Below are 26449 nucleotides of genomic sequence, written 5' to 3'. Positions count from 1 at the left end.
GGCCTTTCATTTTCAGGCGCGGACGTTCCATTCGTCGATGCAGGCGGCGATGACGATGTGGGCGCCAGCGACGAGATCGTCGATGGCCATTGCGGCCGCGTGGTCCGGTTCCGCTTCCTTCAGCGGCGGCACGTGCACGAAACCCGCCATGACGGGCCGCAGGCCATCGCAGGCGTGGGCGGCAGACAGCGTGAAGACGGTGTTGCAGAGATAGCCGCCGGCATCGTCGGACCATTCGACAGGCAGGCCGGCCCCTTCGAGATGCTCGGCGATGAGCTCGAGCGGCAGGGTCGAGGCGAGCCGGTCCGGACCGGCACAGACGCGCACGGCCGAAGGCAGCGCACCCGACTGGTCGGGGCGCGCGCCGTCATGGCTGTTGCGGGCAACGCGCTCCAGCCGGAAACCGCTGCACTCCCGCGCGAGCCCGAAATGGATAGCGATGTCCGGCAGGAACTCGCGGCCGATCGCCGACAGGCGGTCCGCGATCGTCGCGTACTCGACGGCCAGCACATCGGCGCGAAACGCATCGACGCCTGCCGGCGGCTCGTCATTAAGAATGCCGGCAAGCGCCTCGGTCGGGTTGACCGGCGCGCCGGGAAACACCGAGAAACCTGTGACGAGGATGCGTGGCGGGCGCGTGAACACGAGCCACTATAGCCTGCACGCAACCAAAGCCAATCAAATTTGCGCTGGGTTCGAACGGCCTGCGACCGGCGCCATTTACTGCCGGAAGACCCGCCGGCGGTCTTGGCTTTCCAGGCCGGATTTAATATATGCTTCATATACGAATCATATATGGAGACTTCAGTGGGCATCGTGAACATTGACGACGACCTGCATGAGCAATTGCGCAGGGCCAGCAAGGTATCGTGCCGGTCGATCAACGCGCAGGCCGTTTTCTGGATCAAGATCGGCATGCTGTGCGAGACCAACCCGACGCTCAGCTTCTCGGAGATCATCCAGCGCGAGATGAACTCGGCGGGCGTTTCGGCGCCGGCGCTGGCTATGGGTGACGCGTGATCAAGACGCCGAAGGAAATGGTGCTGCTGGCCGCGTCCGGCCGGCTGCTGGCGTCGGTGTTCGAGCTGCTGGACCGCACGCCGCTGGCCGGCAAATCGACGCTCGATATCAACGATATGGTCGAGCACTTCATCGTCGACGACCTCAAGGCGCGCCCTGCGAGCAAGGGACAATATGGCTACGGCTTCGTGCTGAATTCCTCGATCAACGAGGTGGTCTGCCACGGGGTGCCTTCGCAGGCGGACGTGCTTCGGGATGGTGACATCGTCAATCTCGACATCACGCTGGAAAAGGACGGCTATATCGCCGATTCCAGCAAGACATACCTCGTCGGCGACGTGAACCCGGCGGCCAGACGGCTGGTGCAAACCACCTACGAGGCGCTGTGGTTGGGCATCGGCGCGGTGCGGCCGAGCGCGACGCTCGGCGATGTCGGCTGGGCGATCGAGCGGCACGCCAAGCGAAACGGCTATTCGGTGGTGCGCGAGTTCTGCGGGCACGGTATCGGGCGGGAGATGCACGAGGAACCGCAGGTGCCGCATTTCGGCAAGCCCGGAACCGGCACGGTGCTGCGCGAGGGCATGGTCTTCACCATCGAGCCGATGCTCAACCGCGGCCGGCGAAGCGTGAAGACGCAGGACGACGGCTGGACGGTGGTGACGCGGGACGGCTCGCTCTCCGCGCAGTTCGAGCACACCGTGGCGGTGACAGCTTCCGGCGTGTCGGTGCTGACGTTGCGCGCCGACGAGCGCGGTGCGGGGGTGGGCAGAAGGGTGGCGGTGGACACCTGACGCGGCTTTCCATGCTTCCGGACTGACAACCTCGCGCGCCCCAAGAAAACTCACGCGGGCTACAACCCACGCACCCGTCCGAGATCCGTGAATCTCATGCCATCCCGGCCAAATGCAAAATCCACCGCTCGACACGTCCTATTACCCAATACAGATCATCATCTGCATTAGGTATAGTGATATCGACATATCGATCTTCCGAGAAAATAATGCGAATCCTTCCATTATCCGATACTCGAAATGCTATAATTTTACTTCCGAGCAAATCGTTCATTATATCGTCTATTTTGACTCTATCGCTATCACAGTCTCCGGCAAACGACTTCTCCTTGTAGAAAATCCAATCGACCGCGATGGCGTTGATTTTCCATACCGGATCCTCGGAAGGGCCATTTGCTGCAGAAATAACGAACCCGGATTCTGGGGATCTTTTTGCGTAACTTACAAATAAGCCCCTAGTCTCAGCGTTGATAATCTCGGAAACAAAATTTTCTTTTTCACCAATCCACCATGAGAACCTAAAACACCCCCGTTGCTGCGGGCCGGTGATAACCGGCTTTCGAAAGCCACGCCGGCTACTTCGCCGGAGCGTATTCTCAAAAGCGTTCCGCGACCTACAACGGACTGTGGCCGTGCGTCCTTCGAGGCTCGCTTCGCTCGCACCTCAGGATGAGGGAGCAGCGCGAGCGGTCGATCACACGCCTCCAGAGCGGATTAGGCGCGACAGACCTACTCGTCTTTCTTCGAGACGACCGTGCGCAGGTGCAGTTCGCGAAGCTGCGCGGGTGAGGCTTCCGCCGGTGCGTTCATCAGCAGGTCCTGCGCCTGCTGGTTCATCGGGAACATGGTGATCTCGCGCAGGTTCTTTGCCCCGGTGAGCAACATGACGATGCGGTCGACGCCGGCCGCCATGCCGCCATGGGGCGGTGCGCCGTACTGGAAGGCGCGGTAGAGGCCGCCGAAGCGATCCTCGACCGTCTGCCTGTCGAGGCCGACGATCTCGAACGCTTTCACCATCGTCTCCGGCAGATGGTTGCGGATGCCGCCCGATGCGATCTCGAAGCCGTTGCAGACCATGTCGTACTGGAACGCCTTGATCGTGAGCGGATCTTGCCCCTCCAGCGCTTCGATGCCGCCCTGAGGCATGGAGAACGGATTGTGGCCGAAATCGACCTTCTTCTCGTCCTCGTTCCATTCGTAGAAGGGGAAATCGACGATCCAGCAGAGCTCGAAGCGGTCGCGGTCGACAAGGTTCAGCTCCTCGCCGGCCCGGGTGCGCGCGGCACCGGCAAATGCGACGAACTTCTTCGGGTCGCCGGCAACGAAGAAGCAGGCGTCACCGTCATCGAGCCCGAGCTGCTGGCGGATCGCTTCGGTGCGCTCCTCGCCGATGTTCTTGGCCAGCGGGCCGGCCCCTTCCAGCGCCTCGCCTTCCTTGCGCCAGAAGATGTAGCCCAGCCCCGGCTGGCCTTCGCCCTGCGCCCACGAGTTCATGCGGTCGCAGAAGGCGCGGCTGCCGCCGGTCTTCGCCGGGATCGCCCATACTTGCGCCTTCGCATCGTTGGCGAGGATGTTGGCGAAGACCTTGAAGCCCGAGCCGCGGAAATGCTCCGACACGTCTTCCATGACGATCGGGTTGCGCAGGTCCGGCTTGTCGGAGCCGTATTTGCGCATGGCCTCGTCATAGGCGATGCGCGGGAAGGACTGCGTGACCGGCTTGCCGTTGGCGAAGGTCTCGAACACGCCACGCAGGACCGGCTCCATGGTTGCCAGAACGTCGTCCTGCTCGACGAAGCTCATCTCGAGGTCGAGCTGGTAGAACTCGCCCGGCAGGCGGTCGGCGCGCGGGTCCTCGTCGCGGAAGCAGGGCGCGATCTGGAAATAGCGGTCGAAGCCTGAGACCATGATGAGCTGCTTATAGATCTGCGGCGCCTGCGGCAGCGCGTAGAACTTGCCCTCGTGGATGCGGCTCGGCACCAGGAAGTCGCGCGCGCCCTCGGGGCTGGAAGCCGTGAGGATCGGCGTCGAATATTCGGTGAAGCCGACATCGGCCATGCGCCTGCGCATCTCGGCGATGATCTTCGTGCGCTGGACGAGGTTGCGGTGCAGCGTGTCGCGGCGCAGGTCGAGGAAGCGATATTTGAGGCGGATGTCTTCCGGATAATCCGGCTCGCCGAAGACCGGCAGCGGCAGCTCCTTGGCGCCGGAGAGGACCTCCATGTCGCGCGCGAAAATCTCGATCTCGCCGGTCGGCAGGTTGGCGTTGACGGTCTCGGCGGTGCGCGCCTTGACCTCGCCGTCGACGCGGATGACCCACTCGCCGCGCACGGTCTCGGCAATCGAGAATGCCGGCGAATCCGGATCGGCGACGACCTGGGTAAGGCCGTAATGGTCGCGCAGGTCGATGAACAGCAGGCCGCCGTGGTCGCGCACGCGATGGACCCAGCCCGACAGGCGGACGGTCTGGCCGACATCGGCCTTTCTCAACTGTGCGCAGGTGTGGCTGCGGTAACGATGCATGGGGAAAGTCTTTCGATTGTCAGAAGCTTGCAACAGGCGCATCACGCGCCCTGAAATTCGCGCGGAAAAGCGCATGGGAGGCGCGATTTGTCAAGGTAATGACGGGTGGCGCGCACTGCCGGACGCGAAGCTAGCGGTTATCCCACATCCAGGAGCGGTCGCGCCACATCTTCTCGCCGACCTCGCAGTCGGTCGAATCCCGCGTGACGGCGGGGACGATGTGAGCGTGAGTCGGCTGGCCGCCTGCGAGCTCGAGAACCAGCTTGCGGCGCACGGCCTCGGGGAACTGGTCCCAGTCGTTGACCGGGATCATGAAGGCGCCCGGGCCGCCGATGACGCAGTTCTCGTAGTAGAGATCGAGATTGGCGAGATCGTAGACGCTGGAATATCCGCCGGTGGTCATCAGCGGCAGGCCGTTGATGGTGATGCCCTGCTCGACCAGCGCGTCGCGGGCGGGGACGACCAGCCCGCCCTGATTGTTGGGGCCGTCGCCGGAGATGTCGACCACGCGCTTCATGCCGCGATGGGGGCTTTCGGCGAACATGTCGCCGGCGAAAGTCAGCGCGCCGGAGATCGAGGTGCGCCGTGCGCTGTTTGGCGGGTGCAGCGTCAGCTTCTCGGCGAAGGCCTGCGCTTCCTCATGATTGCTGACGATGGTCCATGGAACCACGATGTGCTGCACGGTGGCGCCCGCCCACTCCACATAGGTGATCGCGATCTTGCCGTGGACGCCGTCGCGGATGGCGTCGATGACCTGCTGACTGGTGAGCGCGGCCGCGTAGCCGTCACGCTGGATGGCGAGTTCGCCGGGAGACATGGAGAGCGAGACGTCGACCGCAAGGATCAGCTCGACGTCGACGATGTCGGCGCGGGCCGCCGTGGGTGCGGCGGAAGCCATCGCCAGAGGAAGACAAGCCTGCAACGCAAGCTTGAGTCGCGCAGCATGTGACATAGCGACAGGATAGGTGAAGCGTTGCCGTTGGAAAGAAAAAGGCCCGGACTGCCGGGCCTTTTCCCTTCACGTTTTCGCGACCGGCTAAGGAACCGGTCAGCTCCGCGGCTTGAGGTTTTCGGGGTCGTAGAGCGGTCGGTAACCGACGGCTGCGACCTCGACCGGGTAGGTCTCGCCGAAATATTCGACCGCCAGCTTGCGGCCCTGCTGGCAGTACGCCCAGGGCAGATAAGCGAGCGCGATGTTGTTGCCGATGGTCGGGCCATAGGCCACCGAGGTGGTGTAGGAGCGGCGGCCAACTTCGTCGACCAGCGTCTCGCCCGTCTCGGGATCAAGCACCGGCATGGTGCCGACGGGATAACGGGCGACGCCGGCCTTGTCGGTATTCTCCCTCATCACCAGCGTGCAGAGCATGGCCGGCTGGTGGTCACGCGCCCTGTATTCCAGATGCTTCGCCTTGCCGCGAAATCGGCCTCCTTGACCTTCGGGCGGGCAAGGTCGGCCTCCAGCAAATTATACTGGGTCAAAAGGTCGGCGTTCTGCAGGCGCAGCGACTTTTCCATGCGGCGCGAATTGGCGTAGGTCTCGACGCCGAAGGCCATGACGCCGGTGGTGCGCAGCGCGTCCCAGACGGCAAGGCCATCCTCGTAGCGCATGTGCAGCTCCCAGCCCTGCTCGCCGACATAGGAGATGCGGAAGGCGGTCACACGCTTGCCGGCGATCTCGATGGGCTTGATGGCGGCGAAGGGGAAGTTTCCTGGATCGAGGCTGGCCGGGTCCGCAACCACCTTCTTCAGCGTCTGGCGGGCGTTGGGCCCCCAGATGCCGATGGTCACGAATTTCTCCGAGACGTCGGTGATAGTGACGTCGAGGCCGCGATCCTCGGCGACGCGCTTCATGTAGTGGAAGTCGCGCGGGCCGGCGTCCGCGCCGTTGACAAGGCGGCAGCGGTCTTCCATGCGGAAGACGGTGAAGTCGGCGCGCACCATGCCCTCGTCATCGAGGAAGTGGGTGTAGATGCCCTTGCCGACATTGCCGTCGCCGCCGATCTTGGCAGCGCACAGCCATTCGAGCAGCGCGACGTGGTCGGGGCCCTCTATGTCGACCATGTGGAAATGCGACAGATTGACGATGCCGCAATCCTCGCTCATCGCCAGATGCTCGGCGTTGGAGACGCGCCAGAAATGGCGGTTGTCCCACTCGTTTGCGCGAACCGGAACGCGGTTGCCATACTTTTCGAGCAGGTGCTCGTTGGCGGCGTAGCCGTGCGCGCGCTCCCAGCCGCCGAGTTCCATGAAATAGCCGCCAAGCTCGACCTCGCGCTCGTAGAAGGGCGAACGCTTGACGTTGCGGCCCGTCGCATAGGGCTCGCGCGGGTGGATGGCGGGGAAATAGATCTTCTGCGCGGCCTCGCGGGTGCGGCCCTCGATGAAGCCTTCCTCAAGCTGATGCGGATAGAAGCGGGCGTAGTCGATCGAATTGTGGTCGATCTCGGTGCGGCCGTCCGTCATCCAGTCGGCGATAAGCTTGCCGTAGCCGGGGCCGTCCTTGACCCAGATGGCGACGCAGTACCAGAGCCCCCTCACCTTCTGGCTTTCGCCGCAGGACGGGCCGCCGGCGGCCGACACCTGCAGCAGGCCGTTGAAGGAATGGCTTTCGTTGTAGCCGAGTTCGCCGAGGATGGGCGTCAGCTCGATGGCGCGCTCCAGAGGCTCGATGATCTGCTCCATGTCGAGGTCGCGCTGGGAGGGCGACAGGCGCGCCTGATCCTTCTCCAGGATGTCGCGCGGATGGCAGAGGCGCGGATTGTCGGTCTCGTAGTAGCCCCACTCGATCTGGCCGCCCTCGGTGGTCTTCGGGTCGCCGGTGTCGCGCATGTAGGCGGAATTGCCCTGGTCGCGCAGCAGCGGATAGCCGATGTCCTTGCCCGTGCCCTCGAATTCGTTGAAGGGACCGAAGAAGGTGAGCGGGTGATCGACCGGCATGACCGGCAGATCCTCGCCGATCATTTCCGCGATGAGACGGCCCCAGATGCCGGCACAGACGACGACGTGATCGGCGTAAATGGTGCCTCGATGGGTGACCACACCCTTGATACGGCCATTCTCGACGATCAGCGACTGGGCAGGCGTGTTGGCGAAGGCTTTAAGCTTGCCGGACTTTTCCGCCGCGTCGACCAGCTTGCCGGCAACCGTCTGCGACCGCGGCACGACGAGGCCGGCGTCGGGATCGAACATGCCGCCCATGACCTGGTCCTGCTCGATCAGGGGGAACAGCTTCTTGATTTCTTCCGGCGTGACGAGGTGCGCGCGGGTGCCAAAAGCCTTGGCGGACGAGACCTTGCGCTTGATCTCGTCCATCCAGGTATCGTCGCCGGTGCGCGCAACTTCCAGCCCGCCGACGCGGGCGTAGTGACCCATCTTTTCGAAGAAATCGATGGAATACTGGGTCGTCCAGACCGAGAGATAGTCGTGGCTGGTCGTGTAGCAGAAGTCCGAGGCGTGCGCCGTCGAGCCGATGTCCGTCGGGATGCCGGACTTGTCGATGCCGACGATGTCGTCCCAGCCGCGCTCGATGAGGTGGTGCGCGATCGATGCGCCGACGATGCCGCCGAGCCCGATGATGACGACCTTAGCCTTTTTCGGAAACCCTGCCATTGCCCGCGACTCCAAGATGGTTTTCGGCGCAGACTATAGGGCGGCGCAGCAGGCGGTTTGCAGCCTGTTTGCGACATCGCCGAAACGCGGCGCGACGACCTGCCGCCGCAATCGCAAAATGCAAACGGCCGGGGCTGGCCCGGCCGTCACGCAACCACTATTGCTTGGCTTAGAGGATCTTGCCGCGACCGCCCTCGATCTCCAGCGTCTCGGGGCCTGTGAGGACCTCGCGGTCACCGTTGGGCATGGTGACGAAGCAGCCCTGCGGACAGATCTCGATCGTCTCGCCTGCGCCGATGCTCACCTCGACCTGGCTGCCACCTTCGCTGACGACCAGCGTGTGGGCGGAGCCGTCTCGGTTGGTGACCGTCGCGGAGAAAGCTGCCGTCGGGGCAACGAGTGCACCAGCAAGCACGGTCATGATCAGCATGTTCTTCATCGGCATTTCGGTGTGTCCACCGCCTCTGTTCGCATTCGGGCTTTCGCCCTTTTCGCGTTCCTTTATAGCGGCCTGAAGCTGAACGCCAACTGAACGCTATTCTGGCGCGGCCTTGCGGCGCACCTGCGGGGTCGAGCGTTTTGCAGGTTTTGCAGCTTCCGCAGGTGCGGGTGGCAAAGCCTGTTCCACCGCCACTTTCGGCATTTCCTTGATGTAGACATCCTGCTGCGGGAACGGAATCTCGATGCCTTCTTCCCGGAACCGCTCGAAAATCTGGAAGCGGACCTCGTTCATGAAGCCCACCTGCGTGGTGACGTCGGACAGGAAGGCGCGCACTTCGAAATCCAGCGAGGATGCGCCGAACCCTATGAAGACCACCATCGGCTCGGGATTCTTCATCGCCTGAGGCTGGGCGCGGATGATTTCCAAAAGGATCTGCTGAACCTGACGCGGGTCACTCTGATAGGCAACGCCGACCGCGATGTCGACGCGGCCGAGCCGGTTGCGATGGGTCCAGTTGCCAACCGCCGCGTTGATGAGTTCGGAATTGGGCAGGATCACCGACTGGCGCTGGAACGTTTCGATCTCGGTGGCACGGACGCTGATCTTCTTGACGGTGCCGGAGATGCCGCCGGCCACGATCCAGTCGCCGACCTTGAAGGGCCGCTCCGCAAGCAGGATCAGGCCTGAGACGAAATTGTTGACGATGTTCTGCAGGCCGAAACCGATGCCCAGCGACAGCGCACCGGCAACGAGTGCGAGGTTGGAAAGGTCGATGCCCGCCGCCGATATGCCGACCAGGGCCGCAAGGGCGATACCGGCATAACCCACCGCCGTCTTGATGGAGTTGCGCACGCCGGCATCGACCTTGCCGCGCGCCATAACCTTGCCATCGAGCCAGCGCTGAAAGCCGCGCGTGCCGAGATATCCGAGGAGAAAAAGCAGGAAGCCCGTCAGGATGCCGATCAGCGAGATGGAAATCGAGCCGATGCGTATCTCGTTGGCGATGTTGTAGGTCCAGAGGCGGATATCGCCCCACTGGAAACCCCATTGCAGCAGGATCAGCGGGATGCCGACGGCCAGCACCAGCACGTTTATGACGACGGAAAGCAGAAGACCGATCTGGTCTTCCGTCGTTTCGTCGAAGTGATACTTGCGATCGAGCCGGCGGCCGAAGCTCGTGTTCATGAAACCGCCGATCTCAGAGATCGCACCGGCGGACAGATAGCCGATATACATCGTCGACAGGATTGCGCCTGTGATGACCACCTGCTGCGAGATGAAGCGCGCAAGCCCGATATAACCCAGGAACGCAGCGAGGATCGTGCCGGCGCCCAGCAGCAGGATCAGCGCCTTGAAGTAGGAGTTCCAGCCGCGCGACGTGCCATCTTCATTGACGTAGGGCCGCACCAGACCAAACACGATCACCAGCAGGCCGACGATGACGGTCGCCAGCAGGCTCTTGGCGACGGTCAGCGACAGCGGCGACTGCATCACCTCGTTGATCTTGCTGGCGAAGAAGTCCGCACCGGTGACGATCGCGGCGAGAAGGCTGACCCAGAAAAGCGCGCGGGCAGCGCCCGTCTGCATGGGCAGCAGGCGCCAGTTCGGAAGGCGTGGTGCGAAGACCGCCCGCGCAAGGCGATAGACGAAGAAGACAATGGCGATGACGTTGAAAAGCGTCACCATGAGCTGCGCGATGTCGTAGCGCAGGACCCCGTAGTAGTTGTAGAAAAAATAGGTTCCTGCGAGGAACACGCCGAGCGCGGCAGACGGCAGCAGCGTCGACCAGAAGGCGACGGAGAGCCTACTGAGATAGGACGGATTCTCGATGGCCGGGTCGGCATCGAAGAGATTGCCGAAGAGCCGCCGCCCCCGATCATCAGGATGCCGGCGGCTACAAGCGCGTAGAAGGTCGCGAGCAGAACCGCCTGCAGCTTGAAATTGAGGACAAATCGCATCCACGAGGAGACGGCGGCGGAAAGCCTGCGGGTTTCGGCCGCGAGATCGCCGAGCACCTCGCCGTTGAGCGCGGACGAGATGTCATAACGGCGCGACAGCGTGTTGGTGAACAGGTCGCGCCGGGTCTGGTTGATTTCCTCTATCATGCCGTTGACGCGCAGCGACAGCGACTCCGCCCGGCCGATCAGCGCATTGATCTCGGCCTTCTCGTCGATCAGCGTCTGCCGCTCCGCCGTCAACGCCGGCGGCTCAGGCGGTTCATCCTCACCGCGGGCGGGCCGATCTCGTCCAGCCTCGTGTTGATCGTATTCAACCGGGGCCGAAACGCCACGCCGCTTGCAATCAGGTCGCGCGACAGCTCCTCCAGCCCGCCGCGAACGTCGACAAGGGCGGAGTCGTTGTGGGCGTTGGCCCGCATCTGCGTCTGGTACTGGTCGGCAGTCGCTCCGTAGCGGTCGAGCTTGTCGCGCTGTTCGGCGACGACACCGGGGCCGACGGCCGGCGAGGCCGAAACCGTCTGGCCCGATTGCGCCGGCGCCGCCCCGTTCTGCGCAAAAACCGCAGGCGCGAAGCTCATCATCGCCACCAGCAATGCAAGCATTGCGATCAGGCGGGAAAAGAGAGACGGCAATTTCATGCGCAACGGCGTTCCAAAGACGGAGTCAGGGCGGCATTGATAGGCGAGCGTCGCGGCAGCGGCAAGCTTGCCACCCGCCGTGGAGTCGGCGGAACGAAAGCCGATGGCGGAATATTTGCCTTGGACCCGAGCAACCGCCTATAGCTTGGCAAGACCTGCGGCTTGCAGACCCGGCTGGGGACCATGGCTGAATACTCCGTCTTCTCTCTCCTCAAGAACAGTTTTTCCGGCAATCGCGACTGGAAACCGGCGTGGCGCAAGCCAGACCCGAAGCCGGAATACGACGTGGTGATCGTCGGCGGCGGCGGACATGGGCTCTCGACGGCCTATTACCTTGCCAAGGAACACGGGCTCACCAACGTGGCCGTTCTTGAAAAGGGATGGCTTGGCTCCGGCAATATCGGCCGCAACACGACCATCGTGCGTTCGAACTATCTGCTGCCTGAGAACTCGCGCTTCTACGAGCATTCGATGAAGCTGTGGGAAGGGCTTTCCCACGACCTGAACTACAATGTCATGTTCTCGCAGCGCGGCATCCTCAACCTTGCCCACACGCCCGGCCAGCTCGACGATTTCGCCCGGCGTGGCAACGCAATGCGGCATGAGGGCATCGATGCCGAGCTTGTGGTCGGCGCGGAAGCCGTGGGCCGCATGGTGCCGGGACTGGACGTTTCAGCCAATGCACGGTTTCCGATCGTCGGCGGGCTGATGCAGCCGCGCGCAGGCACCGCGCGGCACGACGCGGTTGCCTGGGGTTATGCGCGCGCGGCCGACCGGCGCGGCGTCGACATACTGGAAAATTGCGAGGTGACCGGTTTCCTGCGCGAAGGCGACCGCGTGGTGGGCGTGACGACGACGCGTGGCGACATTCGCGCGCGCAAGGTGGCGGTCGCCGTTGCCGGCTCCACGGGCCGGGTGGTGAAGCTCGCGGGTGTCGACGAGATGCCGATCGAGAGCCATGTGCTGCAGGCTTTCGTGTCGGAATCGCTCAAGCCGGTGCTGCACACGGTCGTCACCTTCGGCGCGGGCCATCTCTACGCCTCGCAATCCGACAAGGGCGGGCTGGTCTTCGGCGGCGACATCGACGGCTACAATTCCTATGCGCAGCGGGGCAACCTGCCCGTGGTGGAGGATGTCGCCAGCGAGTTCGTGGCAATGTTTCCGGGCTTTTCGCGGGTGCGGCTGCTGCGCTCGTGGGGCGGCATCATGGACATGTCGATGGACGGCTCGCCGATCATCACCACCGGGCCGCTGCCGGGCATGTATCTCAATTGCGGCTGGTGCTACGGCGGCTTCAAGGCGACGCCCGCTTCGGGCTGGTGCTTTGCCCACACCATCGCCCGCGACGAGCCGCATGCGCTCAGTGCCGCGTTCACGCTCGACCGGTTCCGGCGCGGTATATTGATCGACGAAAAGGGTGTCGGCGCGACACCGCGGCTGCATTAGCAGGGACCTTCCGGATGATTTCGCTCTACGTTGCCCCCTCTGTCCTGCCGGACATCTCCCCACGAGGGGGAGATCGGCTTGCACCGCTGCCGGCACTCCTTTTGCGATTTTGGAGATGGGCGAAAACCGTTGCGAGAGGTGATCTCCCCCTCGTGGGGGAGATGTCCGGCAGGACAGAGGGGGCGCGAAGGAACACGGCGGTTCCGCACTTCAGGGAGCAGCATATGCTGATCGCCTGCCCCTATTGCGGCCCGCGCGATGTCGGCGAGTTCACCTATCAGGGCGACGCCAACCGCAAGCGGCCGGACCCTGCCTCGCCCGCCGGCGCGGAATGGGAGCGCTATGTCTATGACCGAACCAACGCCGCCGGGGAGCATCGCGAATACTGGCAGCATTCCGGCGGGTGCCGGGCGCATCTGGTCGTGACACGCAACACGGTGACGCACGCCATCTCCTCGGTGACGCTGGTGCGCGGGGACGACGCATGAGCGGGCGCCGCGCCAATGCCGGCGGGCAGGTCGACCGGACACGCACGATCCGCTTCACCTTTGACGGGAAGCCGATGACGGGCCATGCGGGCGACACGCTTGCCTCGGCGCTGCTCGCCCGCGGTGTCTCGGTGGTTGGCCGGTCGTTCAAATACCACCGGCCGCGCGGCATCTTTTCGGCCGGCGTGGACGAACCCTCGGCGCTGGTGACCGTCGTCAACGGCGCGGTGCGCGAGCCGAACGTGCCGGCCACGACGATCGAGATTTTCGACGGGCTGGTCGTGGAAAGTCAGAACCGGTTTCCCTCGCTCGGCTTCGACATCGGTGCGGTGAACGGGCTGTTCGGCGGGCTGTTCTCTGCCGGCTTCTACTACAAGACCTTCATGGGGCCGGTGGTCGGGCCGCTGAAGGGGACGCGGTTCTGGATGCTGTGTGAGTGGTTCATCCGCCGCGCGGCTGGCCTCGGCCGCGCCGGCCATGCGACGGACCACGCACGCTACGAACGCATGAACGCATTCTGCGACGTGCTGGTGGTGGGCTCCGGCCCGGCAGGCCTGATGGCGGCGCGCGCGGCTGCGGCGAGTGGCAAACAGGTAATGCTTGCCGAGCAGGACGCGCTGCCGGGCGGCTCTGCACGATGGAGCGGCGAGACGATCGACGGCATGCCCGCCGCCGAATGGGCCAAGCGGGCCGTCGCCGAACTGGCGACGATGGAGAATGTGCGCATCCTGCCGCGCACCACCGTCTGGGGCTATTACGATGGCAATGTGCTGGCGGCGCTCGAACGCGTGGCAGACCACCGACCGGCGGGTAAAGGCGAGCCGCGCCACCGGCACTGGGTGATCCGGGCGGGGCGTGTCGTGCTTTCGACCGGCGCATTCGAGCGGCCGCTGGTGTTTCCGGGCAACGACCGACCCGGTGTCATGCTCGCCGGTGCCGCGCAACACTATGCCGGCGCTTTCGGCGTGCTGCCGGGCGAGAAGATCGCAATCTTCGTCAACAACGACACCGCCTACCGGGCAGCCGCAGCGCTTCATCGCGCGGGCGCGCGGATCGCGGCAATCGTCGACGTGCGCCGTGAAGTCTCGGCGGCGGCACTGGAGCTGGCGCGGGAGACCGGAGCCGAGCACCTAGCCGGCCATGCGGTGGTCGCGACCTCGGGTGGCAACGCGCTGAAGGACATTTCGGTACAGCGGTTCGACGCTGCTACCGGCGCGCTTTCGGGCGAAACGCGGCGCATCGAGGCCGACTGCCTCGCCGTTTCGGGTGGCTGGTCGCCGGCGATCCATCTCGCAAGCCAGGCCGGCGGTGCGGCGCGCTGGGATGACCGCTTGCAGGCATTCCTGCCGCCAGAGCCGTTGCAGCCATGGCTTGGAGCCGGCGCGTTCACAGGCGCCTTTACCACGCAGGAGGCGATCGTGGAGGGGCTGGCGGCCGGGGCCGCGGCGGCCGGGCAGAAGCCATCGCGCAGGAAGCCGCCGCAGGTCGAGACCGACGATCTGGACGTGGCGCCGGCGCCCGTGTTCGAGATCGGCGCCAAGGGCAAGGCCTTCGTCGATTTGCAGCACGACGTAACTTCCGAAGATGTTCGGCTCGCGCATCGTGAGGGGTTCGTCTCGGTCGAGCATCTGAAGCGCTACACGACGCTCGGCATGGCGACAGACCAGGGCAAGACCTCCAACGTGCCCGGCCTTGCGATCATGGCGCAGGCTGCCGGCAAGGCGATCCCGGAGGTGGGCACGACGCGGTTCCGCCCGCCCTTCTCGCCTGTGTCGCTGGGTTCGCTCGCGGCGGAACGGCATGGCGACCTCCGACCGGAACGGCTGACCCCGATGCACGACTGGCACGCCGAGCACGGCGCGCGGATGCTTGCAGCCGGGCTGTGGTTCCGCCCGCAGATCTACGGACTGCCGGGCGAAACGGTGGAACAGGCCTATGTGCGCGAGGCAGCCGCCGTGCGCGACAGCGTCGGCATCGTGGACGTGTCGACACTAGGCAAGATTGCCGTACAGGGCCGGATGCGGGCGAATTCCTCGACCGCGTCTATACCAACATGTTCTCGACACTGCCGGTAGGCAAGGCGCGTTACGGGCTGATGCTGCGCGAGGACGGGCTTGCCTTCGACGACGGGACGACGTGGCGGCTTGGCGAACACGAATTCCTGATGACCACGACGACGGCCAACGCCGGCAAGGTGATGCAGCATCTGGAGTATCTGCTCGACATCGTCTGGCCGGTGCTGCGCGTGCACCTGACCTCCGTCACCGACCAGTGGGCCGGCGCGGCCGTGGCGGGGCCGAAAGCGCGCGCGGTACTGGCGGCCTGCGTGACCGGAACGGCGGTGGACAACGAAACGCTGCCCTTCATGGGTATCGTGCGCGGAGAGATCGACGACGCGCCGGTGACGATCTGCCGCCTCTCGTTTTCCGGCGAGATGGCCTTCGAGGTCTATTGCGGCGCCGGGCACGGGTTGCAGGCGTGGGAAGCGCTGATGGAGGCCGGCAAGCCATTCGGCATCGTGCCTTACGGGCTGGAGGCGCTGGGTACGCTGCGGATCGAGAAAGGCCACGTCACGGGCTCGGAGATAGACGGGCGGACAACGGCGCGCGACCTGCATCTTGACTGGATGCTGTCCAAGAAGAAGCCGTTCGTCGGCTCGGCGATGATGGATCGCGAGGGCCTGACCGCGCCCGAACGGCTGCAACTCGTCGGCGTCGTCGCGCTCGACAATCGCGCCTTCGGCAACGGCGCACATCTCGTGGACGCGCAACAGGACCCGGCCGACCCGCACGGCTCGATCGGCCATGTGACCGCCAACTGCTTTTCACCGGCGCTCGGCCGCTATGTCGGGCTGGCGCTGGTGAAGGGCGGCAAGGCACGGCACGGCAGCCGCGCCTGGCTTTCCGACCCCCTGAGGAAAAGCTTTGGGCCGGTGGAGATCGTCAGTCACCACATGTTCGATCCCGAAGGGAGCCGCATGCATGGTTGAACAGGCTTCACCGCTGGGCGACGCGTATCGTCCGGGCTCGCACGGCAATTTCGTCGACGGTGCCGGCGTCGTCATCACCGAGACACGCCCCGGCTCGCTCGTCGAAGTGGCGGCGTGGCCAGGGCAGCGAGCCGCGCTGCTCGAGGCGATCCGCGCTGCGGTTTCGCTCGACCTCGGGGACAGGCCGGGGGCCGGAGCGACGCACGAAGGACGGAGCGGCTTCGGCATCGGACCCGGCCGTTTCCTGCTTGCCGACGGCGCCGAGGGCCTGGCGCAAACGCTGGCCACCGCGATCGGCATCGAAACCGGGACCGTCACCGACCTGTCGCACGGGCGCACGGCGATCCTCATCGAGGGTGAGCGGGCGGAATGGGTGCTCTCAAAGCTTTTCGCCATCGACTTTTCCCTCGCCGGCTTTCCTGTCGGCGACGGGCGAGCCACAGCGCATCACGACATCTCCGCCGCGATCCAGCGAACGGATGCGCAGCGCTTCGACATCTATGTCTTCCGCTCGTTCGCGCGCAGTTTCTGGAAGGTACTCTGCCACAGCGCCGAAGAGGTCGGCTACGAGATCAGGTAGCGGGCGATCAGCCGTTCGCGCCGCCGTCGATGGTGAATTCGTCACCGTCGCGCGCTCGCTATGGGTCACTCTTTGCTATGGGCGATGGAAATAGGATTTGAGAAAATGTCAGATATTGAAAACCCTTTGCGGGTTCCAAAGGGCGCATCCTCCGCCGAAGCAATTTATTTAGCTGTCGGCTTAGCGCTCTGAACCGCCCCGGGTTTGCCGGAGGCCGTTTCTTTTGAGTCACGCGGCCATGGCTGGTTCTTCCAGCATGGCGTAGTAGCGTTCCTCGGCTTCCGCCGGCGGGATGTTGCCGATGGGCTCCAGCAGCCGGCGATTGTTGAACCAGTCGACCCAGGTCAGCGTGGCGAACTCTACGGCCTCGAAGCTACGCCATGGCCCGCGCCGATGAATGACCTCGGCCTTGTAGAGGCCGTTGATCGTCTCGGCGAGAGCATTGTCGTAGGAATCGCCCACACTGCCGACGGAGGGTTCGATGCCGGCTTCGGCCAGTCGCTCGGTGTAGCGGATGCTGACATATTGAGACCCCCTGTCGGAATGGTGCACCAGGCCGCCGCGGTGGATGGGCCGCCGTTCGTGCAGGGCCTGTTCGAGAGCATCGAGGACAAAGCCCGCATGGGCGGTCCTGCTCACCCGCCAGCCGACGATGCGGCGGGCATAGGCATCGATGACGAAGGCCACGTAAACGAAGCCGGACCAGGTGCTGACGTAGGTGAAGTCCGACAGCCACAGCCTGTTCGGCGCGGGGGCATGGAAGACCCGGTTCACATGGTCGAGCGGGCACGGGGCGGCCTTGTCCTGCACCGTGGTGCGGATCGGCTTGCCGCGGATGACGCCCTGAAGGCCGAGGTCGGCCATCAGCCGCTCGACCGTGCAGCGCGCGACGGCGAAGCCTTCACGCAGCATCTGCCGCCAGACCTTGCGCGCGCCATAGACCTCGAAGTTCTCGGCGAAGACGCGCTCGATCTCAGGCCTCAGGACACCGTCCCGCTTCGCCCGCGCCGACAGCTTCTCCGGATCGACGCGCTTGGCGACGTGGTCGTGGTAGGTCGACGGGGCGATCGGCAGAACCTTGCAGATCGGCTCGACCCCATGGACCCCGCGGTGATCGTCTATGAACCCGATCATCGTTTGAACGGGCGGTCGAGCTCCGCCTGGGCAAAATAAGCGGAAGCCTTGCGCAGGATCTCGTTGGCCTGCCGAAGCTCCCGGTTCTCCCTCTCTAGCGCCTTCAGCTTTGCCGCCATGTCCGTCGGCACACCGGCGCGCTTGCCGGCGTCTACCTCGGACTTCTTCACCCACTCGTTCAGCGTCTGGCCCGTGCAGCCGATCTTGGACGCGATCGACATGACCGCAGCCCACCGGGAGGGATGTTCATGTTCGTGATCCAGCACCAGCCGCACGGCTCGCTGGCGCACTTCCGGGGAAAACTTGTTCGTCGTCTTGCTCATGATGGCTCCACCTTCTCAGGAGTTGGAGCCTCCGGCAAACCCGGAGCGGTTCAAAATTCATTGAAGGAACGCGTGCTAGACGAGCCAAAACACTGAATTCACTCCTCATAAAGGGTCCTTCCATTTTGTTTGCTGATGAAGCCGACAAACTTATGACGGCACTAAGCGAACTTCACGGTCTCGTTGATGCACGCAACAAAATTGCGCACGGGCATTGCAGCCGACACCGCTCGAAAACAAACGGAATCGTGATGGTTGACGGATTTGTACTATCTCCTGCATTCAATAGAGGTGAATGGATCGAACGAAGCACCGACATGTCTTTAGATGATTTTGAAATAAATGAATTCACTAAATCCGTCCGAAAAATTCGCGGCGTAGTCATGGATGTTCATCACAGATTAGCCTTGCGGCTTCAAGAAAGCGGCAAGTCAATATTGATGAACGACTGAATTTCTGCGGTTCCGCAACCAATCACTTCATAAGATGAAACCATCCACCGTGCGCATTCGGTGCACAGCGAATTCTTCGGCTTCGTCTCATACTCGTAGCGCACAGACACGCCGCCAACGACGACTCCCGTATCCGGGACGCCTCGCACCAGCCGGCTTAAGCGATAATCTGCGAATGCAGCCTGTAGGCTGGCGCACAGGCTCGGGTCAGAGTAGACTGCGGAGGCATGCCGTGTTCGGTCCACTAGCCCTGATCAGACAGCTAGTCGACAATGAAGATTATACCGAGCACGCGATCAGGCGTTCGCGCCACCGTCGATGGTGAATTCGGCGCCTGTAACGCCCCTCGCCTGCGGCCCCGCCAGCCAGGCGACAAGCCCTGCGACTTCCGCCGGATCGCCGAAACGCGGGATGGCCATGATCGAACGCTGGACATCCGCGCCCTCGCCGGTCGCCGGGTTCATGTCGGTGTCGGTCGAGCCGGGGTGAACCACGTTGGCGGTGATGCCGCGCGAGCCGAGATCGCGGGCAAGACCCTTGGTGAGACCGATCAGGGCCGACTTGCTCATCGCGTAGAGACTGATGCCCGGAAACGGCACGCGAACGGCAAGATTGCTGCCTATGGCGACGATGCGGCCGCCATCGGGCATGTGGTCGACGGCGGCGCGCGAGGCAATGAAAGCCGCGCGGAGATTGACGTCGAGCGTGCGGTCGAAATCCTCCAGCGTGAGTTCGTCGATCGAGGCCTCCTCGTAGATGCCGGCGCTGTTGACGAGGATGTCGAGCCCGCCGAACGTCTTCGCTGCCTTTTCGACGGCGGTACGCACCGAATCCGGATCGCGGTTGTCGGCCTGTATCGACATGGCGCGGCGGCCTTCAGCTTCGACTGCACTCGCGACTTCGCCCGCCCTTTCCCCTGACCGCGCGTAAGTGAAGGCAACGTCGGCGCCTTCCGCAGCGAGCCGCTTGACGATTGCAGCCCCGATGCCGCGGCTGCCGCCAGTAACGAACGCTTTCTTGCCTGCCAGATTGGCCATTGGAATCTCCTTTTATGTATCAATCGATACATATCTCTCTTCACCTTGCGGTCACGCGTCAAGCGATTTATGTATTGATCGATAAAAAAGGAGCGAGGCATGGCCGAGAGAGGCAGGCCGCGAAAGTTCGACCGCGAAGAAGCGCTTGGACGCGCACTGGAGCTTTTCTGGCAAAAGGGCTTTGCCGGTGCGTCGCTTTCGGAGCTGACGGCGGCGATGGCCATCAATCCGCCAAGCCTTTATGCGGCCTTCGGCTCCAAGGAGGCACTGTTTCATGAGGCAGTATCGCTTTACGGTCGCACGGAGTCGCCCGAGATCTGGCTTGCCATGGAAGAAGCGCCTACCGCCCGTGAAGCTTTCGATGGTTTCCTGCGCGCGACCGCGTTTTCGTTCACACAGCCAGACAAGCCGCGCGGTTGCCTGATCGTGCTCGGCGCGCTGCATGCCGACGACACCGGCAGCGAGGCCGTCTGCGCGGCCCTGCGCAAGATGCGCGCGGACAACGTCACCGATCTTGCCGCGCGGCTACGCCGGGCCGTGGACGACGGAGAATTGCCGGCAGGCACCGACTGCGACGGCGTGGCCGCGTTCTACGTGACCGTGCAACAGGGCATGTCGATCCAGGCCCGCGACGGCGCAAGCCGCGAAACGCTGCTAGCGGTCGCGGACGGCGCGATGGCCGCATGGGACGGGCTGACGGGCGGCACGTCCACGCGCGGCTCCACTACGGATGCAGCTCCGCGCCCTTGACGATCTTGTCGACCAGCTTCCTGTCGGCGCGCAGCGCGAGACCGGCGATACGGGCGTCGTCCGGCCCGGTTTCGGCGAAGACCGCGCGATTGGCGGCGTCGTGGCCGGTCGCAAACATCGCGTCCACATAGGCCGAAGCCTGCACGCCGCGCTCGATGGCGCGGCCATGTATCCTCGCCATCGTCGCGAGGTCGGCCGCCATCACGACAATCGGCTGGATGGACATCGCGTTGAAGACATTGCCCGCCTTGTCGCGGTAGGGTTCGCCGATTACCTCAGGTGATTGCGACGCGATGCCGGTGGACAGGAAGGCCGTGACGTTGAGCTTCTGCCACATTGCCAGATCCTCGCGGACCACGATCGCTATCTTGGTGTCGAACATGCTTTTGACCTCTCAAACGGATGAAACCTCATGATCCGCCCCCTACCCGACGGCGAGATGCTCGGTCTTGGACGTTTGTGCGGCGACGGCGCGCGCGACTGGATCCGTTCCGGCCAACCGGTGCGGGGGCTCGAGCGGATTGAGGCGCGCTTTGCCGGCGAAGGCTATGAGCCGCACCGGCACGACACCTACGCGATCGGCGTAACCATGGAGGGCGTGCAGACGTTCCGCTATCGCGGGGTCTCGTGGCACAGCCTGCCGGGCGAAGTCGTCGTGCTGCACCCGGACGAAATCCATGACGGCGGCGCGGGAACGGCGCATGGGCTGCGCTATCGCATGCTCTATCTCGACCCCGCGAGGCTGCTCGAGGCCGGCGGCAGTCATGCGGGCTTGCCCTTCGTGCCGGCCGGCGTGGTCGCGGATGCGCGGCTAAGCGCGATCGTCGCATCGATGCTTGCCGACCTCGACAACGAGATCGTGGACATGGCGCTCGACGACCGCATGGTGCTGCTGGCCGACGCGTTGGCCCTTCACGCCGGCCAGGAGCGCGCACATGCGGGCACCATCGCGCGGGACGCCATCGCCCGCTGCTGCGCCTATCTGACGGAACACCATGAGGCGGGGATCGGCTCGGCTGAGATGGAGCACGTGAGCGGGCTGGACCGCTTCACGCTCGCCCGGCAATTTCGCCGTGCGCTCGGCACGAGCCCGCACCGCTATCTGGTGATGCGCCGGTTGGACCGGGCAAAGCGCCTCATCGGTGAAGGACAAGGCCTGGCCGACGCAGCCATCTCCTCGGGCTTCGTCGACCAGAGCCACATGAACCGCCATTTCAAGAAGGCATTCGGCATGACGCCGGGCCGCTGGGCCGCGCTGTCACGCAGTGCGGCCTGATTGGCCGCATGAGGCTTATCTGCGCCGCATGACCATGCCGGCATGATAGAGCACACCATCGCGGAACTCGCCATCGGCCCGGAAGCCGGTGTCGTCGAGATATTCGATGCGGTTGCCCTTTACCCAGTATTGCCCCTGATAGGCGCTTTCGCGATTGCCGCGGGCTTCGTCATAGCGGCCGTTGGGCAGAAGCTCGTGGCGGATGCGGCCGTCTTCCGTCGCCCACATGCCGACATAGGGATGCGTGGTTTCTTGCGTTGTCATGTTCGTCTCGTTTGCGGGATTGCCGAAGGCGCCGACGGTCATGGCGGCGATCGAAAGAAATGATGCCGCAAAAGGATCAGCGCGGGCGCGGCGGACTTGCAGCACCTAGCCATTCATCCACCGTGAGGGCTTCGAGGAACGGAACAGTCGCGCCAGCGAGGCGAGCAGCGGCATGGTGACGACGATGCGGGGTCCGGTGTCGAGCGACCGCGGCAGGCGGCGGCGGGTGTCGTGTCTTCTTGTCATCGTGGATCTCCTTTCCGGCTCGACGCAGCCTCTGACGCTGCGATGGGTGCAACATGCCGCATCAAGGCGCCATTACGGTAGAACAGCTCTCCGCGATGATTGCACGATCCTCCGAATGTCCGTGAAAGAGTCTATTCACGCGCGATGGCCGCTGATACATAGCGGGCAACACAAAGTGCTAGTACTTCATGGGAAAGGAGGCACATCATGCAAGAAAATGCTTTTGCGCCGATCGGTGAGCTGGCGAAAGAAATTGCCCGATTCGCGCCCGTAGATGGTTGTCATACAACGCGGGTGCCGCGTCTTTCGCTTTTTAGGACATCGCAGGCGACCGCGCCGGTGCACGGCGTGCAGCATCCCGCGCTCTGCATCGTGGCACAGGGCCGCAAGCAGGTGCTGCTGGGCGAGGACATGCTCACCTACGGCATCGGGCAGTGTCTGGTGATCTCGGTCGGCGTGCCGATGGCAGGCCAGGTGGTCGAGGCGACGCCGGACGCGCCGTATCTATGCTTCAAGCTGGAACTCGACCCGGCTATGCTGGCGAGCCTGATCTTCGAGATGAGGCTGCCGCCTGTCGACCGCTCGCGCGATCCGTTGGCAATCGCCGTGTCGGAGGCCGCACCGAGCCTCGCGGACGCAGCGCTTCGCCTCGTCAGGCTGCTGGGCGCGCCGGATGACATCGCCATGCTGGCACCTCTGATCGAGCGCGAAATCCTCTACCGGCTTTTGACCGGGCCGCAGGCGGGAAGGCTGCGCGAGATCGCAACCGGCGAAAGCCGAGCGCAGCAGGTGAGCCGCGCCATCGGCTGGCTGCAGGCCAATTTCACCGAGCCATTCCGCGCGGAAGTGCTGGCAACCGAGTCGCGCATGAGCCTGTCGTCGCTGCATTTCCACTTCAAGGAGGTGACGGGGCTGAGCCCGCTGCAATACCAGAAGCAGCTTCGGCTGCAGGAGGCGCGGCGGCTGATCCTCGCCGAGGCGCTGGACGCGGCGTCGGCCGGCCATCGGGTCGGCTATGACAGCCCGTCGCAGTTCAGCCGCGAATACAGCCGCCTGTTCGGCGCGCCGCCCCGGCGCGACATCGATCGGCTGCGCGCGGCGCCGGAGCGTTTCGTGGAGGTTTGAGGCGGGTCAGCGGACGAAGGTGACGAATTCGTCCAGCGGCGCGCGTTCGCTGCGCAGCGAATTTTCAGGCTTCGAGGCGTCCTCGTAGCCGAGCGCCATGCCGCAGACGACGATCTCCTCGTCGGGAATGCCCAGAAGCGGCCTGATCTGACGATGGTAGGGTGCGAACGCCGCCTGCGGGCAGGTGTGCAGGCCCCTGCCCCGCGCCGCGATCATGATCGACTGCAGGAACATGCCGTGGTCGATCCACGAGCCCTGGTTGAGCCGGCGGTCGATGGTGAAGATCATGCCCACGGGCGCATCGAAGAAGACGAAGTTGCGGTCGTGCTGGGCGCGCATCCGGTCGGTGTCGCGGCGGCCGATGCCGAGCAGGCTATAGAGCGCGAAGCCAACGGCGCGCCGACGGGTCAGGTATGGCTCAAAGAACTGGTCAGGATAGTAGCGGTATTCGTCCCATGTGGCCTTTTCGGCACGCACGCCCGAGTTCAGGATCGCGTCGCTGAGCGCCTGCTTCTTGTCGCCGGTGACGACATAGACCTTCCAGGGCTGCATGTTGGTACCAGACGGCGCGCGTGCCGCGACGCGCAGGATGTCCTTGACCGTCTCGTCGTCTACGGGGGTCGGAAGGAAGGCGCGGACCGAGCGGCGCGACGTCAGCGCCTCGTCCACGATTTCCTGCTCGTCGATGTCCTGCCTGTTGTTGTCGGGTGCCAGCATGCCCAGCCTTTCGGTATGCGGTGCGGCGGAACCGTGCGCGAGCCCGCCAAATTTTCGCCCGGAATAGGCGAATCGCGGCCCGCAATCAAATTCTTTGGCACAAATGCGTGCATCCGTTTGTCTCTCCACCCCGGGCCTGCATCGTGAAAAGCTCGCTGAAAAGAACAAAAAGAGGGGAAACGATGGCCGAACTGCCGGGACAGGCGCGCGTGGTGATCATTGGTGGCGGCGCTGTCGGTGTCTCGTCGCTCTATCATCTGGCGAAGGCCGGGTGGACCGACTGCGTGCTTCTGGAGAAGAACGAGCTGACCTCCGGCTCGACATGGCACGCGGCCGGCAACGTCCCGACCTTCTCCTCGTCGTGGTCACTGATGAACATGCAGCGCTATTCGGCGGAGCTGTATCGCGGGCTGGCGGAAGAAGTCGGCTACCCGATGAACTACCACGTGACCGGCTCGATCCGCCTTGCGCATGGGCGCGAACGGATGCGGGAGTTCCAGCGCGCGAAAGGTATGGGCCGCTATCAGGGCATGGAGCTCGACACTATCGGCCCTGACGAGATCCGGTCGCGCTACCCGTTCATAGAGACGCACGAGCTGGAAGGCGCGCTCTACGACCCGAATGACGGCGACATCGACCCCGCGCAGCTCACGCAAGCGCTGGCCAAAGGCGCGCGCGACATGGGCGCGACGATCGTACGCTTCTGCCCGGTGACGGCGGTGCGGCGCGAGCGCGGCGAATGGGTCGTGACCACCGAAAAGGGCGAAATCCGCTGCGAGAAGGTGGTGAACGCCGCCGGCTACCGCGCAGCCGAGGTCGGCAGGCTGTTCGGCCGCGACGTGCCGATGATGGTGATGAGCCACCAGTATATCCTGTTCGACGAGATCCCCGAGCTGAAGGCGTGGTCCGAAGGCGCCGGCCGCAAGCTGCCGCTGGTGCGCGACGTCGACACGTCGTATTATCTGCGGCAGGAAAAATACGGCATGAATCTCGGCCCCTACGAGCGCAACTGCCGCGCGCACTGGGCAACGCCCGACGACCCGATGCCGGAGGATTTTTCGTTCCAGCTCTATCCGGACGATCTGGAGCGGCTGGAATGGTATCTGAACGACGCGGTTGCGCGAGTGCCGATCCTCGGCACGGCCGGGCTGTCGAAGGTGATCAACGGGCCGATCCCCTACGCGCCGGACGGCAACCCGCTGATCGGGCCGATGCCCGGCGTACCGGACGCGTTCGAGGCTTGCGTTTTCACCTTCGGCATCGCGCAGGCGGGCGGCGCGGGCAAGGTGCTGGCCGAATGGGTGACGGAAGGTGCTACCGAATGGGATATGTGGTCGTGCGACCCGCGCCGCTTCACGTCCTTTGCTGCCGACCGCGACTATGCGGTGGCGAAGGGCATGGAGGTTTATGGCCACGAATATGCGATCCACTTCCCGCGCCACGCATGGCCGGCGGGACGCGGGCGGAAGCTGTCGCCGATCCACGACCGGATCGCCGCGCTCGGCGCGCAGTTCGGGGCCTACAATGGCTGGGAGCGCGCCAACTGGTATGCGCATGAGGGCGACGACATCTCGGAGGAGGCCACCCAGACATTCGACCGCGACGGGCCGTGGTTCGCCCGCATCCGCGAGGAATGCCATGCGGTGCGCGACGCGGCAGGCATCCTCGACCTTCCGGGGTTCTCGCGGTTCAGGGTGCAGGGCGACGGCGCGCGCGACTGGCTCTCCTCGCTGATTACCGGCGCGGTGCCGAAACCGAGGCGGATCGGGCTCGCTTATTTCGCGGACGACAAGGGACGCATCCAGACCGAGATGTCGGTGATGGCGCTGGCCGAGGATTTCTTTTTCTTATCACCGCCGCGGTGGCCGAGCAGCACGATTTCGAATGGCTGCAGAATCACTTGCCGGCTGATGCTGAGATTTCGATTCAGAACGTCACCGATGCGTTTTCGTGCCAGATCCTCACCGGGCCGGCATCGCGCGCGATCCTGCGGGAGGTGACGCAAGCTGATCTGACGCAACCGTGGCTGACGCATCAGTCGGAGCAGATCGGCGAGCGCTGGTGCCAACTCGTGCGCGTGTCGTTCGCGGGTGAACTCGGCTGGGAAATCCACACCAAGGTGGAGGACACTGCCGCGATCTTCGATGCTATCTGGCAGGCCGGGCAGAAGCACGGGCTGAAACCGTTCGGCATGTTCGCGCTGGATTCGCTGCGGCTGGAAAAGGGCTACCGTGCCTGGAAGGCGGAGCTTTCGACGGACTACACCGTGCTTCAAGGCGGGCTCGAGCGGTTCGTGCGCTGGGACAAGCCGGATTTCATCGGCAAGGCGGCGCTTCTCAAGGAGAAGCAGGTCGGCGTGATGAAGCGCTTTGCGGTGCTGACCCTAGACGCGCCGGGGCCCTGCGATGTGCCTTACATGTCGACGTTGTGGCATGACGGGCAGATCGTCGGGGAGACGCTGTCAGGAGGCTATGGCCACAGGGTGGACAAGTCGATTGCGCTCGGCATGCTGCGCAGCGAACTTGCCGTGCCGGGACAGGCGATCGAGGTCGAGATATTCGGCGAGCGCTTCGCTGCGACCGTGCATGGCGACGGACCGCTCTGGGACCCACAGAACCTGCGCCTGAAAAACTGAAACATAGAC

22 protein-coding genes, 3 pseudogenes and 1 other annotated feature are annotated in these 26449 nt (G+C 64.2%); of the genes and pseudogenes, 11 read left to right on the top strand and 14 right to left on the bottom strand.

Features of this window, described 5'->3' with window-relative positions:
- Positions 1 to 12: 12 nt before the first annotated feature.
- The gene (locus tag HK436_RS14115; RefSeq protein WP_173190725.1) at positions 13 to 645 is read right to left on the bottom strand and encodes a pyroglutamyl-peptidase I; all 633 of its coding nucleotides are present in this window, start codon (positions 643 to 645) and stop codon (positions 13 to 15) included.
- 162 nt (positions 646 to 807) lie between these two features.
- On the opposite strand from HK436_RS14115, the gene HK436_RS14110 reads away from it, so the two are divergent.
- Both HK436_RS14110 and map read left to right on the top strand, forming a co-directional pair.
- Positions 808 to 1020, top strand: coding sequence for a ParD-like family protein (locus HK436_RS14110; RefSeq protein WP_173190723.1), 213 nt, complete (start codon positions 808 to 810; stop codon positions 1018 to 1020).
- Positions 1017 to 1811, top strand: a complete 795-nt coding sequence (map, locus tag HK436_RS14105) for a type I methionyl aminopeptidase (RefSeq protein ID WP_173190721.1) — start codon at positions 1017 to 1019, stop codon at positions 1809 to 1811. Before HK436_RS14110 ends, map begins: the two co-directional genes overlap by 4 nt.
- 729 nt (positions 1812 to 2540) lie before the next feature.
- On the opposite strand, the gene aspS is transcribed toward map, so the two are convergent.
- The 7 genes and pseudogenes from aspS to HK436_RS31430 form a co-directional block, all read right to left on the bottom strand.
- Positions 2541 to 4331, bottom strand: a complete 1791-nt coding sequence (gene aspS / locus HK436_RS14100; protein WP_173190719.1) for an aspartate--tRNA ligase — start codon at positions 4329 to 4331, stop codon at positions 2541 to 2543.
- Positions 4332 to 4461: 130 nt separating this feature from the next.
- Entirely contained in the window at positions 4462 to 5229 is a 768-nt protein-coding gene (locus tag HK436_RS14095; RefSeq protein WP_244648971.1) for a DUF1194 domain-containing protein, read from the bottom strand.
- 150 nt (positions 5230 to 5379) lie between these two features.
- Positions 5380 to 7940: pseudogene (locus HK436_RS14090) on the bottom strand (GcvT family protein).
- Positions 7941 to 8109: 169 nt separating this feature from the next.
- Entirely contained in the window at positions 8110 to 8379 is a 270-nt protein-coding gene (locus tag HK436_RS14085) for a hypothetical protein (RefSeq protein ID WP_173193467.1), read from the bottom strand.
- 96 nt (positions 8380 to 8475) lie between these two features.
- On the bottom strand, positions 8476 to 10137 hold the full coding sequence (locus HK436_RS33015; RefSeq protein ID WP_312860610.1) for a mechanosensitive ion channel domain-containing protein: 1662 nt from the start codon (positions 10135 to 10137) through the stop codon (positions 8476 to 8478).
- Positions 10062 to 10580, bottom strand: a complete 519-nt coding sequence (locus HK436_RS31435) for a DUF3772 domain-containing protein (RefSeq protein ID WP_244648969.1) — start codon at positions 10578 to 10580, stop codon at positions 10062 to 10064. The genes HK436_RS33015 and HK436_RS31435 overlap by 76 nt, the downstream gene beginning before the upstream one ends.
- Positions 10577 to 10978 (bottom strand): hypothetical protein, encoded by a 402-nt coding sequence (locus HK436_RS31430; protein ID WP_244648968.1) that lies wholly within the window; start codon positions 10976 to 10978, stop codon positions 10577 to 10579. Before HK436_RS31430 ends, HK436_RS31435 begins: the two co-directional genes overlap by 4 nt.
- A gap of 183 nt (positions 10979 to 11161) precedes the next feature.
- Here HK436_RS31430 and HK436_RS14075 point away from each other — a divergent pair, with 183 nt between their 5' ends.
- From HK436_RS14075 to soxG, 4 genes and pseudogenes are all read left to right on the top strand, one after another.
- Positions 11162 to 12424 (top strand): sarcosine oxidase subunit beta family protein, encoded by a 1263-nt coding sequence (locus HK436_RS14075; protein ID WP_173190715.1) that lies wholly within the window; start codon positions 11162 to 11164, stop codon positions 12422 to 12424.
- Between the two features lie 224 nt (positions 12425 to 12648).
- Positions 12649 to 12912, top strand: a complete 264-nt coding sequence (locus HK436_RS14070) for a sarcosine oxidase subunit delta (RefSeq protein WP_173190713.1) — start codon at positions 12649 to 12651, stop codon at positions 12910 to 12912.
- Positions 12909 to 15901: pseudogene (locus HK436_RS14065) on the top strand (sarcosine oxidase subunit alpha family protein). The gene HK436_RS14070 and the pseudogene HK436_RS14065 overlap by 4 nt, the downstream one beginning before the upstream one ends.
- Positions 15894 to 16481, top strand: a complete 588-nt coding sequence (gene soxG / locus HK436_RS14060) for a sarcosine oxidase subunit gamma family protein (RefSeq protein ID WP_173190711.1) — start codon at positions 15894 to 15896, stop codon at positions 16479 to 16481. The pseudogene HK436_RS14065 and the gene soxG overlap by 8 nt, the downstream one beginning before the upstream one ends.
- A gap of 228 nt (positions 16482 to 16709) precedes the next feature.
- Here the strand turns inward: soxG and HK436_RS14055 are convergent.
- A protein-coding gene (locus HK436_RS14055) for an IS3 family transposase (protein ID WP_173187516.1) occupies positions 16710 to 17938 on the bottom strand; the annotation gives its coding sequence in 2 pieces (ribosomal slippage) (positions 16710 to 17650 and positions 17650 to 17938; 1230 coding nt in all).
- Positions 17541 to 17657: a sequence feature (AL1L pseudoknot), on the bottom strand. (Overlaps the previous gene by 117 nt.)
- Positions 17939 to 18063: 125 nt before the next feature.
- Between HK436_RS14055 and HK436_RS14050 the strand changes: the two genes are divergently transcribed.
- Positions 18064 to 18390: a hypothetical protein gene (locus HK436_RS14050; RefSeq protein WP_173190709.1), complete on the top strand. Its 327-nt coding sequence runs from the start codon at positions 18064 to 18066 to the stop codon at positions 18388 to 18390.
- Between the two features lie 296 nt (positions 18391 to 18686).
- On the opposite strand, the gene HK436_RS14045 is transcribed toward HK436_RS14050, so the two are convergent.
- A complete protein-coding gene (locus tag HK436_RS14045) occupies positions 18687 to 19433 on the bottom strand; it encodes an SDR family NAD(P)-dependent oxidoreductase (protein ID WP_312860676.1) in 747 nt (248 codons plus the stop codon).
- Positions 19434 to 19526: 93 nt separating this feature from the next.
- Between HK436_RS14045 and HK436_RS14040 the strand changes: the two genes are divergently transcribed.
- Complete coding sequence (locus HK436_RS14040) at positions 19527 to 20177, top strand: TetR/AcrR family transcriptional regulator (protein ID WP_173190705.1); 651 nt, start codon at positions 19527 to 19529, stop codon at positions 20175 to 20177.
- On the opposite strand, the gene HK436_RS14035 is transcribed toward HK436_RS14040, so the two are convergent.
- Entirely contained in the window at positions 20152 to 20559 is a 408-nt protein-coding gene (locus HK436_RS14035; protein WP_173190703.1) for a PTH2-like family protein, read from the bottom strand. The two genes, HK436_RS14040 and HK436_RS14035, sit on opposite strands and share 26 nt — an antisense overlap.
- A gap of 30 nt (positions 20560 to 20589) precedes the next feature.
- Here HK436_RS14035 and HK436_RS14030 point away from each other — a divergent pair, with 30 nt between their 5' ends.
- Complete coding sequence (locus tag HK436_RS14030) at positions 20590 to 21453, top strand: AraC family transcriptional regulator (protein WP_173190701.1); 864 nt, start codon at positions 20590 to 20592, stop codon at positions 21451 to 21453.
- Positions 21454 to 21468: 15 nt separating this feature from the next.
- On the opposite strand, the gene HK436_RS14025 is transcribed toward HK436_RS14030, so the two are convergent.
- Entirely contained in the window at positions 21469 to 21717 is a 249-nt protein-coding gene (locus tag HK436_RS14025) for an Atu4866 domain-containing protein (RefSeq protein ID WP_173190699.1), read from the bottom strand.
- Between the two features lie 105 nt (positions 21718 to 21822).
- Positions 21823 to 21963 carry a hypothetical protein gene (locus HK436_RS14020; RefSeq protein ID WP_173190697.1) on the bottom strand — a complete coding sequence of 47 codons (141 nt, stop codon included), beginning with the start codon at positions 21961 to 21963 and terminating at the stop codon, positions 21823 to 21825.
- 207 nt (positions 21964 to 22170) lie between these two features.
- Between HK436_RS14020 and HK436_RS14015 the strand changes: the two genes are divergently transcribed.
- Positions 22171 to 23088, top strand: a complete 918-nt coding sequence (locus tag HK436_RS14015) for an AraC family transcriptional regulator (protein ID WP_173190695.1) — start codon at positions 22171 to 22173, stop codon at positions 23086 to 23088.
- Between the two features lie 6 nt (positions 23089 to 23094).
- Here the strand turns inward: HK436_RS14015 and HK436_RS14010 are convergent, their stop codons facing one another.
- Positions 23095 to 23805 carry a nitroreductase gene (locus HK436_RS14010; protein ID WP_173190693.1) on the bottom strand — a complete coding sequence of 237 codons (711 nt, stop codon included), beginning with the start codon at positions 23803 to 23805 and terminating at the stop codon, positions 23095 to 23097.
- Between the two features lie 182 nt (positions 23806 to 23987).
- Here HK436_RS14010 and HK436_RS14005 point away from each other — a divergent pair.
- Positions 23988 to 26440 (top strand): annotated as a pseudogene (locus tag HK436_RS14005) (GcvT family protein).
- Positions 26441 to 26449 lie beyond the last annotated feature (9 nt).

Source organism: Neoaquamicrobium sediminum, assembly GCF_013240295.1.
In the GTDB taxonomy this organism is placed as follows: domain Bacteria; phylum Pseudomonadota; class Alphaproteobacteria; order Rhizobiales; family Rhizobiaceae; genus Aerobium; species Aerobium sediminum.
Note: the sequence above shows the minus strand (reverse complement) of the source record. Positions and strands in the feature narration are given on the sequence as shown.

What these genes read in the sequence shown, in the direction of transcription:
- aspS (WP_173190719.1), bottom strand. Translation starts at nt 4,331, where the DNA reads ATGCATCGTTACCGCAGCCACACCTGCGCACAGTTGAGAAAGGCCGAT.
- HK436_RS14095 (WP_244648971.1), bottom strand. Translation starts at nt 5,229, where the DNA reads ATGGCTTCCGCCGCACCCACGGCGGCCCGCGCCGACATCGTCGACGTC.
- HK436_RS14085 (WP_173193467.1), bottom strand. Translation starts at nt 8,379, where the DNA reads ATGAAGAACATGCTGATCATGACCGTGCTTGCTGGTGCACTCGTTGCC.
- HK436_RS31430 (WP_244648968.1), bottom strand. Translation starts at nt 10,978, where the DNA reads ATGAAATTGCCGTCTCTCTTTTCCCGCCTGATCGCAATGCTTGCATTG.
- HK436_RS14075 (WP_173190715.1), top strand. Translation starts at nt 11,162, where the DNA reads ATGGCTGAATACTCCGTCTTCTCTCTCCTCAAGAACAGTTTTTCCGGC.
- HK436_RS14070 (WP_173190713.1), top strand. Translation starts at nt 12,649, where the DNA reads ATGCTGATCGCCTGCCCCTATTGCGGCCCGCGCGATGTCGGCGAGTTC.
- soxG (WP_173190711.1), top strand. Translation starts at nt 15,894, where the DNA reads ATGGTTGAACAGGCTTCACCGCTGGGCGACGCGTATCGTCCGGGCTCG.
- HK436_RS14040 (WP_173190705.1), top strand. Translation starts at nt 19,527, where the DNA reads ATGGCCGAGAGAGGCAGGCCGCGAAAGTTCGACCGCGAAGAAGCGCTT.
- HK436_RS14035 (WP_173190703.1), bottom strand. Translation starts at nt 20,559, where the DNA reads ATGTTCGACACCAAGATAGCGATCGTGGTCCGCGAGGATCTGGCAATG.
- HK436_RS14030 (WP_173190701.1), top strand. Translation starts at nt 20,590, where the DNA reads ATGATCCGCCCCCTACCCGACGGCGAGATGCTCGGTCTTGGACGTTTG.
- HK436_RS14025 (WP_173190699.1), bottom strand. Translation starts at nt 21,717, where the DNA reads ATGACAACGCAAGAAACCACGCATCCCTATGTCGGCATGTGGGCGACG.
- HK436_RS14020 (WP_173190697.1), bottom strand. Translation starts at nt 21,963, where the DNA reads ATGACAAGAAGACACGACACCCGCCGCCGCCTGCCGCGGTCGCTCGAC.
- HK436_RS14015 (WP_173190695.1), top strand. Translation starts at nt 22,171, where the DNA reads ATGCAAGAAAATGCTTTTGCGCCGATCGGTGAGCTGGCGAAAGAAATT.
- HK436_RS14010 (WP_173190693.1), bottom strand. Translation starts at nt 23,805, where the DNA reads ATGCTGGCACCCGACAACAACAGGCAGGACATCGACGAGCAGGAAATC.